The following is a 13,401-nucleotide window of genomic DNA, read 5'->3' on the forward strand; positions in this document are numbered from 1 at the left end:
GCGGATTATGCCAGAGCCTCCCAGAAAAACTCCACGCGGACACTACGACCATCGTCTGACCAACAGGCCTGGTGGCTCAACTGCCGCACCAGGCTTACACCACGTCCCGACAACCGGTCACTGTCCAGCGGTCGGGCCAATACACGGGCTACATCGAAGCCCTCACCGCTGTCTTCAACCTCAATCACCAGGCGACCACCGTCGCCGTGGGGTGTGACATGCAAATGTACCCGGATGTGACCGGCGTCCAGTTCATCCAGGCGGGTACTGCGCTCCATGTAATAGCGCGCAAAGCCCGACGCATCGCGCTTGATGCTCGAGTCGAGCCCCAGCACCCCATGCTCCAGGGCATTGGAATAGAGCTCCGAGAGAACGCTGTAAAGCGCGCCACTCTGAGCTCTGAGCCCATGCACTTCCAGCAGCAATTGCAGCAAGTACGGCATCGGGTTGAAGCGCTTGAGCGTCTGGGCCCGAAACTCGAAACTCACCGACCAATCCAGTGGACTGGACTGGCCGCTATCGGAATAGACCGGCGGCGGCGGGTTGAGTTGCGTCGGCGCGACCATCCGCACTTCGACCATGCTGAAATCGTCGCGGGCCTCGCCGCGAAAGTCTCGCAGGGCCTGCTGGATATCTTCGAAAAGACAATCGGGTTCACGGTTGGCGGCAAACACCTGCTGCAACCGCTCGACACCGAACAACTGGTCATCGTCATCGCTGGTATCGATCACGCCGTCGGACAGCAGGAACACCCGGTCACCCACCGCCATGGGATGCACTTCGGTACGATCATCGAATAGTTGCGGGGTGAGCACCCCCAATGGCAGGTGCCGTGCTGGCAGTGGCGTGCGCACGCCAGTGAGACTGTCATGCAAGTACCCATCGGGCATGCCGCCGTTCCAGATTTCCACTGTGCAGCGCTGGAAGCCCAGGCAGAGCAGCGTCGCACAACAGAACATGTCCACCGGCAGGATGCGTTTGAGCTTGGCATTCATTTCCCTCAGGATCTGCGCCAGGCCATAGCCCTTGGCGGTCATCCCGTAGAACACTTCCGCCAGCGGCATCGCGCCGACCGCCGCCGGCAAGCCGTGCCCGGTGAAGTCCCCCAGCAGAACGTGCATGTCGCCGGCCGGATTGAACGCAGCCAGCAGCAGGTCGCCGTTGAACAGGGCATAAGGTGATTGCAGGTAACGGATATTCGGCGCGCTCAGGCAGCCGGAATGGGCGATCTTGTCGAACACTGCCTTGGCGACCCGCTGCTCGTTGAGCAGGTAATCGTGATGGCGGGCGATCTGGTCACGCTGCTCCACGACCGTGGCCTGCAACCGGCGCAAACGGTCCATGGCCTTGATCTTGGCAGCCAGGATTACTTGGTTGTAGGGTTTGGCCAGGAAATCGTCACCGCCGGCCTCCAGGCACCGGGCCAGGCCTTCGCTTTCAGTCAATGACGTGAGGAAAATGATCGGCACCAACTGGTCGCCGGCCAATTGTTTGATCTTCTGCGCCGCCTCGAATCCATCCATGACCGGCATCATTGCATCCATCAGCACCAGGTGCGGACGTTGCTCCGTATAGATTTCGACCGCCTCGGCACCATCGGCTGCGGTGAGCACGTGATGGCCCTGGCGGCGGACAATGGTCGACAACAGCAGTCGGTCAGCGGCACTGTCTTCGGCAATCAGGACCGTCAGCGACTCCAGATCGGACAACATGGCTGTCGATCAGGCTTTGCCCGGATGGAACTTGTCTTGATGGGCATGTCCTGCCTGCGGCTTGTCCTTCTCCGACCGGTCGTCTTTCGGGCCGTCGATATCGAACAGCTTGTCGAAATTGGAAATCGCGAGAATCTTGCGCACATCCGCACCGCAGTTGGTGACATTCACGTCGGCATCTTCGCCACCGGCATGATCACGGAGCAAGAGCAGCATGCCCAGCGCAGAGCTGTCGAGATAGGTTGTATCCTTCAGGTCCACGACGTAGGTTTCAGGCTTGCGATTGAGCTTTTCGTAGGACTCGCGAAATTCCTGATGCCGTCCGAAATCGAATCGACCCTTGATCGAAATCGTCAGCTTCTTCCCATCATCGGATACTTCGGTAACGACTGACATAGTTGGCTTCCCTGTCATGGACATACGTGTACAAGGTTTAGCATCTGGTAAAGGACTGAGCAAGGTTTTGGCCCATCCAACCGACAAAATCCCGACTTCATGATCAAAACGAATCCTGGCGTGGCAAGCGTTGGGATAATTCATCCAGCAGTTTTTGCTCGCGCTTGTCCTCTAACTGCCTCGCCTCATCGATATAGCGCTGCACCAGTTTGCGCAGCCCCTCTACCCGGGCAAAGGCTTCTTGCCAGCTCTGGCGTGCCTTCTCCAGATTGTTCTGGTGCCAGACCAGGCTTTGGCGCTGCTGGTCGATGGCGGTCCCCAATTGCGCCAGGAAGCCTTGGTAACCCAACAGCCACTGGCCGGAAACACCATGGCTGCCGCGAGCGATCCATTGTTCCTGGTATTCGAGGCGGAAATTCTCGAGGTCCGCCAACTTGCTTTCAGCGACGGCTACCTGCCCCTGGAAATAGGCCAGCCGCTGGACAGCAGTTTTCTCGGCCTTTTCGGCCATGTCCACCACCGGCGCCAGGCGCGCCGCACGACTCGTGGCCACGGCCGATTACCCGCCGGCGACCGGAGCGAAGATGGTTTGCAGGTGCGCTTCGCTGGCGCCCATGCCGATGTTGTCGTTCAGGCTCTGGCGCAGGTAAACGGCCATTGCCGGATAGAGATTGATCGCGGTATCGGTTTCACGGTCACCGCCAGGCACATAGGCGCCGACGCTGATCAGGTCACGGCTTTGCTGGTAGCGCGACCAGTATTGCTTGAACTGCTGGGCTCGCTTCATGTGTTCGGCACTGATAACCGACGGCATGACCCGGCTGATGGACGCTTCGATGTCGATGGCCGGGTAATGGCCCTCCTCGGCCAGACGCCGGGACAGCACGATGTGACCGTCGAGCACGCCTCGCGCCGAGTCGGCGATGGGGTCTTGCTGGTCGTCGCCCTCGGACAGCACGGTGTAGAACGCCGTGATCGAACCCCCGCCCTTCTCGGCGTTGCCGGCGCGCTCCACCAGCTTCGGCAGCTTGGCGAACACGGAAGGCGGATAGCCCTTGGTCGCCGGCGGCTCACCGATGGCCAGGGCGATCTCCCGCTGGGCCTGGGCAAAACGGGTCAGCGAGTCCATCAACAACAGGACATTCTTGCCCTTGTCGCGGAAATATTCGGCGATGCGGGTGCAGTACATGGCGGCCCGCAGGCGCATCAATGGCGCATCATCCGCCGGCGATGCCACTACGACAGAACGCTTGAGGCCCTCTTCGCCGAGGATGTGCTCGATGAATTCCTTCACCTCGCGACCCCGTTCGCCAATCAGCCCCACCACGATGATGTCGGCTTCGGTGAAGCGGGTCATCATGCCCAACAGCACACTCTTACCCACGCCGGTACCGGCGAACAGGCCCAGGCGCTGGCCGCGCCCGACCGTCAACAAACCGTTGATGCAGCGAATGCCCACATCCAGCGGTACGCTGATGGGGTCGCGCTTGAGGGGGTTGATGGTCGGGCCATCCATCGGCACCCAGTCTTCGGCCTTCATCCCGCCCTTGCCGTCCAGGGCGCGCCCGGCCCCATCCAGCACCCGTCCGAGCATGCTCATGCCCATGGGCAAGCGACCGGTATCGGCCAGGGGGACCACCCGTGCGCCTGGGGCGATGCCGGCTACGCTGCCCACCGGCATCAGGAACACCTTGCTGCCGGAGAAGCCCATGACCTCGGCCTCGACCTGCACCGGGTGGTAACTGTCGTCGTTGATCACCAGGCAGCGACTGCCCATGGCGGCACGCAGGCCCTCGGCTTCGAGGGTCAGGCCGACCATGCGCAACAGGCGCCCTTCGAGAATCGGCTGGCCGGCCAGCTCGGTGGCCTCGGCGTAGCTACCCAGGCGCTTGCCGAAACTGGTGCGCTCAAGACGCATCGCGGCCGTCCGGTTCAGCAGCAATCAACTCGGCACCGTCCGGGTCGACGGGCGAAACGGCCGGAGGTTCGTCCGGCAACTCCAGGCTCAGATCGGCAGCGGCCGGGTGCAAGGCCTGTTCGTGCAATTGGTCGAACAGCTTGGCCATGATCTGGCTGATACGGGTTTCGACGGTCGCATCAATGCGGCTGTGCTCGGTTTCCACGCGGCAACCACCCGGCAACAAGGCTTCGTCTTCGACGATGCGCCAGGTTTCCTCATGACGCTCGCGCAAGGCTTTGACCAGCTCGAAATCCTGGGGATTGATGTACAGCCGCACGTTGCCCACGCCCAACGGCAAAAGCTTGAGGGCCTCGCGCATGACGTGTTCGATCTGGCTCGAATCGATGGCCAGCTCACGCTGGATGACCTGCCTGGCGATGTGCTGCACCAGCCCCACCAGGGACTTTTCAATCTGGGTGTCCTGCTCGGCGATGGGGTCGAACAGGTTGAGCATCAGTGACTCCAACGCCCGCAACTTGGCCGTCAGGGCCACGTCAGCTTCCTGACGGACCTTGAGCGAGGTGCTGTGGAAGCCTTCTTTTTCACCGATGGCAAAGCCTTCGTTGTAGGCCTCCTGGCGAATGCCCTCGACTTCCTCGAGGGTCAGTGGCTGGACTTCCTCCAGCGGCACCTCTTCCATCTCCGGCAGTTCTTCCACCGGCTCCGGCTCAGGCTCGGGCACGTGGGGATCGAAGCTGGGCAACGACCAGACGTCGAAACCACCGACGTCCCGGGCGCGGATCAGGTCGCTGGGTGAATCATCACTCTTGGCAGACATAACGACCTTAGATCATCTCTTCGCCGCCCTTGCCACCGAGCACGATCTCTCCGGCTTCGGCCATGCGGCGGGCGATGGTGAGGATTTCCTTCTGCGCGGTTTCCACGTCGCTGACGCGCACCGGGCCCTTGGCCTCGAGGTCGTCGCGCAACAGTTCGGCCGCCCGTTTGGACATGTTCTTGAAGATCTTCTCCTTGACGCCTTCGTCGGAGCCCTTGAGCGCCAGGACCAGCACGTCGGAGGACACCTCGCGCAACAGCGCCTGGATGCCACGGTCGTCGACATCGGCCAGGTTGTTGAACACGAACATGAGGTCTTCGATCTGACCGGACAGGTCTTCGTCGAACTCGCGGATCGAGTCCATCAGTTGACCTTCGATCGAACTGTCGAGGAAGTTCATGATGTCCGCCGCACGCTTGATGCCACCCAGGGTGGTGCGCGAGGCATTGGAGTTGCCCGAGAACTGCTTCTCGAGAATCTGGTTCAATTCTTTCAGGGCAGCCGGCTGCACAGTGTTGAGCGAAGACACCCGCAAGATGATGTCCAAGCGCACCTTGTGGTCGAAGTTGCCCAGCACTTCACCGGCCTGGTCCGGATCGAGGTAGGCCACCACGATCGCCTGGATCTGCGGGTGCTCGTAACGGATCACGTCGGCTACCGCCCGCGGCTCCATCCACTTGAGGCTGTCCAGGCCGCTGGTGTTGCCACCCAACAGGATCCGGTCGATCAGGCCGTTGGCCTTGTCCTCGCCCAGGGCCTGGGTGAGCATCTTGCGCACGTAATCATCGGAACCTACGCCCAGGCTGGTCTGATCGCCAACGATGTCGACGAACTCGCTCATCACCTGCTCGACCTGCTCGCGGTGCACGTTCCCCATCTGGGCCATGGCCACGCCCACACGCTGGACCTCCTTGGGCCCCATGTGGCGCAACACCTGGGCAGCGTCGGTCGAGCCCAGGGACAGCAGCAGAATCGCGGCTTTGTCGACCCGGGACAATTTGGCAACAGCGGCTCGATTATCACTCATCTGCGTTGATCCACTCTTTCACGACCTGGGCCACACGACCCGGGTCTTCTGCCACCAGACTCTTGATGGCGTTCAACTGAGCGTCATAGCCTTCGCTCGGGCTTGGCAGCAGAATGCTCTGCGGCCCGCCGAGGCTGACGCGATCGTTAGCCAATTCGCCATCCAGGCCGCCCATGCCTCCCAGCTCTACATCGCCCAAGCCCGCCAACTGCTTGTTCTTGCCGCCATTGGTGATGTTGTTGAGCACCGGACGCAGCACGCCGAATACCAGTACCAGGATGAACACCACACCCAGTACTTGCTTGACCACATCCCAGAACCAGGGTTGCGAATAAAACGGAATATCGGCGATGACTTCGCCACGCTCCGAGGAGAACGGCACGTTGATCACGCTGACGCTGTCGCCACGGCTGGCGTCGAAACCCACGGCGTCCTGGACCAGGCGAGTGAAGCGCGCCAATTCGTCGGCGCTCCATGGCGCACGGCTGGTTTCGCCATTGGCCGGGTTGACCTTGACCTGGTCGTCCACCACCACTGCAACCGACAGGCGCGTCAAGCGGCCCTGCTGCTGCTTGGTGTGGCTGATGGAGCGGTCGAGTTCGAAGTTCTTGGTCGATTGTTGACGCTTGTCGGCCGGGTACGGCGCCAGCATCGGTTGGCCGGTGGCCGGGTCCATGATCTGCTGGCCGTTGGCGTCCACCAGCGGCTGGCCTGGCTGTATCATGCCGGCGGCACCCGCAGCGCCCCCAGTGGTTTGCGGCGCGCTGGCCGGCGACGGCGGCTGATTGCTCAGGGCGCCGGGCACGCCTTGCGGACCGTTGCTGGCGGTGCGCTGCTCGTTCACCGACTGCTCGCTGCGCAACGCCGGCTGATCGGGGTTGAACTGCTCGGACGTCGACTCGACCGCGCTGAAATCCACGTCTGCCGAAACTTCGGCCTTGTAGCGATCATTACCCAGGATCGGTTGCAGAATGTTGTGCACCCGTTGGGTCAGCATGCCTTCCATGCGACGGCTGTAATCGAACTGCTTGCCGGCCATGGTCAGTTCGGAATTTTCCGCCTGGTCAGACAGCAAGGTGCCTTTCTGGTCGACCACGGTGATCTGGGACTTGCTCAACTCGGGGACGCTGGTCGCCACCAGATTGACGATGGCGAGGACCTGGCCTGGTTCCAGGGAACGGCCTGGGTACAACTCAACCAGGACCGACGCGCTTGGCTTGCGCTCGTCGCGCACGAACACCGAGCTTTTCGGAATCGCCAGATGCACACGGGCACCCTTGACGTTGTTCAGGCTGGAGATAGTACGTGCCAGCTCACCTTCCAGGCCGCGACGATAACGGGTCGCTTCCATGAACTGGCTGGTACCCAGGCCCTGATCCTTGTCGAGGATTTCGAAACCGATGTTGCCATCGGTCGGCGTCACGCCGGCGGCGGCCAGCTTCAGGCGCGCACGCGACACGTCGTCGGCCTTGACCAGCAACGCACCGGAGTTCGGCTCGACGGTATAGGGAATGTCGGCGGAAGCCAGGGTTTCCATGACTTGCTTGGCGTCCATACCCGCCAGGCTGCCGTACAGGGGACGGTAGTCTGGCTGCTGGGACCACAGCACCACGGCGAAACCAATCGCCACGCTGGCAGCCAGGCCGACCAACAGGCCCACCTGACGCAACATGGTCATCTCGGAGAGGTTTTCCAGGAAGGACAGCCCGAACAGCGGCGGTTTGCCGTCTGGTGGGGTGGCCTTGGCCGGAACGTTATCTACGGCTGCTTCTGCCATGACTCAATAGTTTCCTTAGACCGGCATCTGCATGATGTCTTGGTAGGCCTGGACCAGTTTATTGCGAACCTGGGTCAGCGCCTGGAACGAGACAGTGGCTTTCTGCGAAGAAATCATTACGTCGGTCAGGTCGACGCCACTTTTGCCAATTTCAAAAGCACTGGCCAGTTGGTTCGACGCCTGCTGGGTATCGTTCACTTTATTGACGGCCTGACCAAGCATGTCGGAAAAACTGCTGCCGCCCACCTGGGGGACCGCGACCGATTTAGGCTGCGACATGGCGTCCATTTGCATGGCCCGCATATCCAGCATCAACCGATTAAATTCAATACCTTGGCTCATGGTCTACTCTCTCTGGCGGCCCGCGTTTTTTTGACGCTTACTCGATGGGTACACAGGTGTTAGCAACAAGGGTGCCAGCTCCATGGCGATAACAATAAACTCGTGTGGGAGCGAGCCTGCTCGCGAAAGCGGTGGACCAGTCAACATCTGCATTGGCTGACCCGCCGCCTTCGCGAGCAGGCTCGCTCCCACAAGGGATTTCCGGCTTAAACAGCTCAACTGGCGAACAGATACGCCTCGACATCCATCCCCGCGTCACGCATCTGCGCCAGTTTGTAGCGCAGGGTGCGCGGACTGATGCCCAGGCGCTCGGCCGCTTCCTTGCGACGGCCGCGTTCGGCGCGCAGGGTATCGATGATCATCTGGAATTCGCGCCGACGCAGGTCGTCTTCCAGCGCTCCGGCCGACTCGCTTTCCACCTCCACCCTCGGCGGGACTGGCGCCAGCGCCGGTAATGGCGCGCACGCCACGGGACCTGCCAGGCAAAAGTCCTCCGGCTGGATCAAGCCACCCTGCTGCAGGATCAACGCACGCTGAATCGCGTTGTCCAGCTCCCGCACGTTGCCGGGCCAGGGGTAGGCGACCAGGCAGGCCTTGGCCTCGGGCGAAAGCCTTGCCGTCGCATGCTTCATTTTATTGACGTGCCGGGCCAGCAGACGCTCGGCCAGCGGCAGGATATCGGCAGTGCGCTCGCGTAATGGACGCCAGGCGAGGGGGAATACCGACAGACGGTAGTAAAGGTCCTCGCGAAAACGTCCTGCCGCCACCTCTCCGGCCAGATCCCGGTTGGTGGTCGCCACCACGCGGATATCCAGGCTGATGGGCTTGCGCCCCCCCACCCGCTCCACTTCCCGCTCCTGCAACACCCTTAACAGCTTGGCTTGCAGGCCCAGAGGCATTTCGGAAATTTCATCAAGCAGAATAGTGCCGCCGTCGGCCTGCTCGAACTTGCCCGCTTGCGCCGCAATGGCACCGGTAAACGAACCCTTTTCGTGACCGAACAGGGTCGCCTCGAGCATGTTGTCGGGAATCGCCGCGCAGTTGATGGCAATGAACGGTTCGTTGGCGCGACGGGATTGCTGGTGGATGTAGCGCGCCAGCACCTCCTTGCCGGTACCCGACTCACCGGAAATCAACACGGTGGAATCGCTGCGCGCCACCCGCGCGGCCAATTCGAGCAATTGTGCGCTAGCCGGTTCGAGCGCCACCGGGCCCTCCCCCTCGACCGCTGGAACGCCCAGCGCATGACGCGCCACCAGATCGAGCAGTGCCTTGGGCTCGAACGGCTTGACCAGGTAATCCGCAGCGCCTTGGCGCATGGCGTCCACCGCCCGCTCGACCGCCCCGTGGGCCGTCATCAGCAAGACCGGCAACTGCGGCTGGCGAGCACGCAACAGCCCCAGCAATTGATGGCCGTCCATGCCCGGCATGTTCACATCGCTGACCACCAGGCTGAAGGTTTCCCGGCCTACGGCGAGCAACGCATCCTCCGCCGAACCGACTGCAGTGTAATCGTGCCCGGCCAGCACCAGCGTGTCGGCCAACGCCTCGCGCAGGGCCCGGTCATCCTCAACCAGCAACACCTTGATCGCCATCGACTTCACTCCACCTCCGGCGCGCCGGAAAACAGCGGCAGGAACACCATCGCACAGGTGCCACGCCCCAGCCGCGAACGTAGTTGCAACTCTCCCTGATGGGCACGGGCCACTGCCTTGACCACGGTCAGGCCGAGACCGGTCCCGGTGGTCTTGGTGGTGAAGAACGGCTCGCCGAGACGCGCCAGCACTGCGGGCTCGATGCCGCCGCCATTGTCGCTGACACACAGGCGCAAGCTGTTGTCGCGGCTATACAGGTGAACCTTCAGTCGCACATCCTCGCCGCTGGCCTGGATGGCATTCTCGATGAGGTTCAATACCGCGCCCACCAAAGTGTCGCGGTTGCAGAGGATTTCCCCGGCATGGCTGTCGCACTGCCAGCGGATCGGCAGGCCCTGCACATGGGTCAATGCCGCGGCCTGCAGGGATTGCAAGAGGGCTTTCGGGGTGACGCGGTCGGTCAAGGGCAATTCGCCGCGGGCGAACACCAGCATGTCCCGCACTTGATGCTCAAGCTCATGCAAGCGCTCTTTCAGACGTCCGGCGAAGCGTTGCTGAGTGTCCATTGGTAGCTGCTGCTCGGTCAGGTGACTGGCGTACAGCAGCGCAGCGGAGAGCGGCGTGCGGATCTGGTGAGCCAGGGACGCCACCATACGTCCCAGGGACGACAGGCGTTCGTGGCGAGCCAACTGATCCTGCAGGTGACGGGTTTCAGTCAGGTCGTTGAGCAGCACCAACTGGCCGGGCTCGGCATCCAACGAACGTGTCGAAATGGACAAGCGCCTGCCGTCCTTGAGGGACACCTCATGCCCATCGTCCTCGCGGGGAGCAAAACAACGCGCAATGACGTGTCGCCACAGCTCACCTTCGAGCGGCAACCCGAGCAGCTCGCAGGCCGCAGGGTTGGCTTCGCGAACGAAGCCATGGGCATCGATGACGATGACGCCGCCAGGCAACAGGTCGAGCAGGTTCTGAAGCCGGTTGGCCAGGCGCTCTTTTTCCGCCAACTCCTGCATGCGCTGGGCGCTGACAACCGCCAATTCGCCCTTGAGCTCAGTGACCCGGGCTTCGAGCAGACTGTAGGAATCGGTCAACTGGCTGGACATCTGGTTGAACAGCGAAAACGCCTGCTCAAGTCCAGCGCGGCTTGCCTGCTCGGCGGACGGCATAAGCCCAGATTCAGGGACAGGAGGCATCTGGACGTGGGCGGCTTGGCTCATCGAACTCTCTCGCTTGGCTGACCGTCATTTAAACGGTCTGTTGAGAGAGCTTTAGCAATAGCCGTGCCGAAAGGTGGTAAACAGGAATCAAGCTGTAGCTGGGACTTTGTGGGGAGGGGATTATCCCCTCCCCACAAAAAATCAGACGATCATGAAGCAGGCGTCAATCATCCGCCTGTTCATCGCCTTCACGACGGCTCATGCCGTACTTGCGCATCTTCTCAACCAGGGTGGTGCGACGGATGCGCAGGCGTTCCGCTGCACGGGCCACGATGCCGTTGGCGTCGTCCAGCGCCTGCTGGATGAGCCCTTGCTCCAGGCCACCCAGGTAATCCTTGAGGTCCAGCCCTTCCGGCGGCAGCAAGGCATTGCTGGTGAAATCCGGTGTGTGACCGTTGATCGCCACGCGCTCTTCCAGGTCGCTACGCAAGCTGTCGACCATCTGCTCGTCTTCGTCGTCGACGTAGCGGAATTTCTTCGGCAGCTCAGCCACACCGATCACACCATAGGGATGCATGATCGCCATGCGCTCCACCAGGTTGGCCAATTCACGAACGTTGCCCGGCCAGCCATGACGGCACAGGGACATGATCGCCGCCGAATTGAAGCGGATCGAACCACGCTTTTCATGCTCCATGCGCGAAATCAGCTCGTTCATCAGCAGCGGAATATCCTCGACGCGCTCACGCAACGGGGCCATTTCGATCGGGAACACATTGAGGCGGTAATAGAGGTCTTCGCGGAAACTGCCGACCTCGATCATGCTCTCGAGGTTCTTGTGGGTCGCGGCGATGATCCGCACGTCGACGCTCTGGGTCTTGTTGCTGCCCACGCGCTCGAAGGTGCGCTCCTGCAGGACCCGCAGCAGCTTGACCTGCATCGGCAACGGCATGTCACCGATCTCGTCGAGAAACAGGGTGCCGCCGTTGGCCAGTTCGAAACGCCCGGCCCGGCTGGTGATCGCACCGGTGAAGGCGCCCTTCTCGTGCCCGAACAGCTCGCTTTCCAGCAACTCGGCCGGTATCGCACCGCAGTTCACCGGCACGAACGGCGCTTCGCGACGCTTGGAGTGGTAATGCAGATTGCGCGCAACCACTTCCTTGCCGGTGCCCGACTCACCCAGGATCAGCACACTGGCGTCCGTATCGGCGACCTGCTGCATCATCTGGCGCACGTGCTGGATCGCCCGGCTGGTGCCGACAAGGCTGCGGAAAAGGTTGGGTTCGCGATGCCTACCACGCTCACGGGCCTGATCGTACATCTCCCGGTAAACCTGGGCGCGATGCAGCGAATCGAGCAATTTGCTGTAGCTGGGCGGCATTTCGAGCGTGGAAAGCACTCGACGACGCTGGTCTTCAGGCAAGTCAAGGGAAGAATTTTCGCCCATTAACAAAACCGGAAGGAACTCATCCCAGGTTGAGAGTGTCTTTAGCAAGCCCAAAAGAGTTGCGGGGGCATTTACGGTCCCGATAAGGACGCAAATGACTTCACGACTGGACGCCAGCGAGCCGACGGCCTGCTGCCAGTCATGGCTTCCGCAAGGTAAATTTTCTTCGCCAAGAAAATTTAAAATCACCGCCAGGTCACGGCGGCGGACGCTGTCGTCATCGATCAGGAGAATTTTGGTTTCACGCCACATGCAATAGCAACTTCCCTAGTCAACTCAGTGCCCGAAATTAGGGGGCAAGCTAGACGCTTGCAGACTTGTCATGCCTGTAGACGCCTGAAATCTGTAAACAGCTACTAGTTAAGTCAAAAAACGGTGCACAGTCAAATTTATGGCGCACTTTGTTCGGATTAACTGAGCATTAACCGAACAGATGGTAAACCTTTGCAGCGTTTTGTGCTTGATGGACTTGCGACATCTCGTCGACTATCGCCTGACGCTCCCCCGTTGCCGCCTCGAGCAATTGCTTGTAGACCCCCAGCAATTCCTCAAGATTATTGCGCAACGCCGCCTCGTCCAGCTCTGACTCGCTCAGAACGTCTTCCATGCAGGAACGGCACGTCATGTCCAACTGACCGATTGCCTCCCAGTTACGCTCGGCCAGGGCATCGACCAACGCATCACGGGTTTGTTCTATTCGCTGCAAGACAAGACTCATGGGGAGCACTCCTTAGAATTGCGGACCAGGTGCGGCGATGCCATCCCAGCCTTCTTTGACCGTGCGCAGCAGACCGGCGACTTCGTCGAGGATCTTCGGGTCGGTCTGGATATTGGCGTCGGTCAGACGCTTGATCATGTAGGCATAGAGGTTATCCAGCTCAGTCACCGACTCGGCCTGATTCTCCATGTCCAACCCCTCGCGCAGGCCTCCAATGATGCCGATGGCCTTGCTGATCAGGATGCCCTTGTTGGCGATGTCCTTGCGTTCCATCGCCCCTTTTGCCTGGGCGATACGATCAAGGCCGCCCTCCATCAACATTTGCACCAGGCGATGGGGACTTGCTTCGGAGGTTTGCGCCTGGGCGCCAATTTTCTGGTATTGGCGAAGGGCTAACATCGGATTCATGTTCTACCTCATCAAAAAAATCTTCGGTTCGTATAAACAGTTTATCGACGCCGCGTCAAAAAACTTTAGGTCAAGAAAGCC

At 61.0% G+C, this 13,401-nt stretch carries 12 protein-coding genes and 1 pseudogene; all 13 read right to left on the minus strand.

Annotated elements, in window-relative coordinates; all coding sequences use genetic code 11:
* Positions 1–5: 5 nt before the first annotated feature.
* On the minus strand, positions 6–1,712 hold the full coding sequence (locus CGA22_RS03835; RefSeq protein WP_041020348.1) for a fused response regulator/phosphatase: 1,707 nt from the start codon (positions 1,710–1,712) through the stop codon (positions 6–8).
* 96 nt (positions 1,713–1,808) lie between these two features.
* Positions 1,809–2,108 (minus strand): annotated as a pseudogene (locus CGA22_RS03840) (STAS domain-containing protein); the annotation flags it as partial.
* Between the two features lie 103 nt (positions 2,109–2,211).
* Positions 2,212–2,661 carry a flagellar export protein FliJ gene (gene fliJ, locus CGA22_RS03845; protein ID WP_041020347.1) on the minus strand — a complete coding sequence of 150 codons (450 nt, stop codon included), beginning with the start codon at positions 2,659–2,661 and terminating at the stop codon, positions 2,212–2,214.
* A 6-nt stretch (positions 2,662–2,667) separates the two neighbouring features.
* A complete protein-coding gene (fliI, locus tag CGA22_RS03850) occupies positions 2,668–4,026 on the minus strand; it encodes a flagellar protein export ATPase FliI (protein ID WP_041020346.1) in 1,359 nt (452 codons plus the stop codon).
* Positions 4,016–4,846, minus strand: a complete 831-nt coding sequence (gene fliH, locus CGA22_RS03855; protein WP_041020345.1) for a flagellar assembly protein FliH — start codon at positions 4,844–4,846, stop codon at positions 4,016–4,018. The genes fliI and fliH overlap by 11 nt, the downstream gene beginning before the upstream one ends.
* A 7-nt stretch (positions 4,847–4,853) precedes the next feature.
* Positions 4,854–5,873, minus strand: coding sequence for a flagellar motor switch protein FliG (gene fliG / locus CGA22_RS03860; RefSeq protein WP_024778656.1), 1,020 nt, complete (start codon positions 5,871–5,873; stop codon positions 4,854–4,856).
* A complete protein-coding gene (fliF, locus tag CGA22_RS03865) occupies positions 5,866–7,650 on the minus strand; it encodes a flagellar basal-body MS-ring/collar protein FliF (RefSeq protein WP_041020344.1) in 1,785 nt (594 codons plus the stop codon). Before fliF ends, fliG begins: the two co-directional genes overlap by 8 nt.
* A 15-nt stretch (positions 7,651–7,665) precedes the next feature.
* Complete coding sequence (gene fliE / locus CGA22_RS03870) at positions 7,666–7,992, minus strand: flagellar hook-basal body complex protein FliE (RefSeq protein WP_041020343.1); 327 nt, start codon at positions 7,990–7,992, stop codon at positions 7,666–7,668.
* Between the two features lie 215 nt (positions 7,993–8,207).
* The gene (gene fleR, locus CGA22_RS03875) at positions 8,208–9,587 is read right to left on the minus strand and encodes a sigma-54-dependent response regulator transcription factor FleR (protein ID WP_041020342.1); all 1,380 of its coding nucleotides are present in this window, start codon (positions 9,585–9,587) and stop codon (positions 8,208–8,210) included.
* Positions 9,588–9,592: 5 nt separating this feature from the next.
* Positions 9,593–10,783, minus strand: coding sequence for a sensor histidine kinase (locus tag CGA22_RS03880; protein ID WP_177329215.1), 1,191 nt, complete (start codon positions 10,781–10,783; stop codon positions 9,593–9,595).
* Positions 10,784–10,970: 187 nt separating this feature from the next.
* Positions 10,971–12,446: a sigma-54 dependent transcriptional regulator gene (locus tag CGA22_RS03885; RefSeq protein ID WP_041020340.1), complete on the minus strand. Its 1,476-nt coding sequence runs from the start codon at positions 12,444–12,446 to the stop codon at positions 10,971–10,973.
* A gap of 169 nt (positions 12,447–12,615) precedes the next feature.
* Positions 12,616–12,912, minus strand: a complete 297-nt coding sequence (locus CGA22_RS03890) for a hypothetical protein (RefSeq protein ID WP_041020339.1) — start codon at positions 12,910–12,912, stop codon at positions 12,616–12,618.
* Between the two features lie 12 nt (positions 12,913–12,924).
* Positions 12,925–13,320, minus strand: a complete 396-nt coding sequence (gene fliS / locus CGA22_RS03895; protein WP_041020338.1) for a flagellar export chaperone FliS — start codon at positions 13,318–13,320, stop codon at positions 12,925–12,927.
* Positions 13,321–13,401 lie beyond the last annotated feature (81 nt).

Origin of the sequence: Pseudomonas sp. PSB18 (genome assembly GCF_014596565.1) — a bacterium.
Lineage (GTDB): Bacteria > Pseudomonadota > Gammaproteobacteria > Pseudomonadales > Pseudomonadaceae > Aquipseudomonas.

Coding starts and splice junctions, on each gene's coding strand:
- CGA22_RS03890 (WP_041020339.1), bottom strand. CDS start 12,912: ATGAGTCTTGTCTTGCAGCGAATAGAACAAACCCGTGATGCGTTGGTC.
- fliS (WP_041020338.1), bottom strand. CDS start 13,320: ATGAATCCGATGTTAGCCCTTCGCCAATACCAGAAAATTGGCGCCCAG.
- fliG (WP_024778656.1), bottom strand. CDS start 5,873: ATGAGTGATAATCGAGCCGCTGTTGCCAAATTGTCCCGGGTCGACAAA.
- CGA22_RS03885 (WP_041020340.1), bottom strand. CDS start 12,446: ATGTGGCGTGAAACCAAAATTCTCCTGATCGATGACGACAGCGTCCGC.
- fleR (WP_041020342.1), bottom strand. CDS start 9,587: ATGGCGATCAAGGTGTTGCTGGTTGAGGATGACCGGGCCCTGCGCGAG.
- CGA22_RS03835 (WP_041020348.1), bottom strand. CDS start 1,712: ATGTTGTCCGATCTGGAGTCGCTGACGGTCCTGATTGCCGAAGACAGT.
- fliE (WP_041020343.1), bottom strand. CDS start 7,992: ATGAGCCAAGGTATTGAATTTAATCGGTTGATGCTGGATATGCGGGCC.
- fliH (WP_041020345.1), bottom strand. CDS start 4,846: ATGTCTGCCAAGAGTGATGATTCACCCAGCGACCTGATCCGCGCCCGG.
- fliI (WP_041020346.1), bottom strand. CDS start 4,026: ATGCGTCTTGAGCGCACCAGTTTCGGCAAGCGCCTGGGTAGCTACGCC.
- fliF (WP_041020344.1), bottom strand. CDS start 7,650: ATGGCAGAAGCAGCCGTAGATAACGTTCCGGCCAAGGCCACCCCACCA.
- CGA22_RS03880 (WP_177329215.1), bottom strand. CDS start 10,783: ATGCCTCCTGTCCCTGAATCTGGGCTTATGCCGTCCGCCGAGCAGGCA.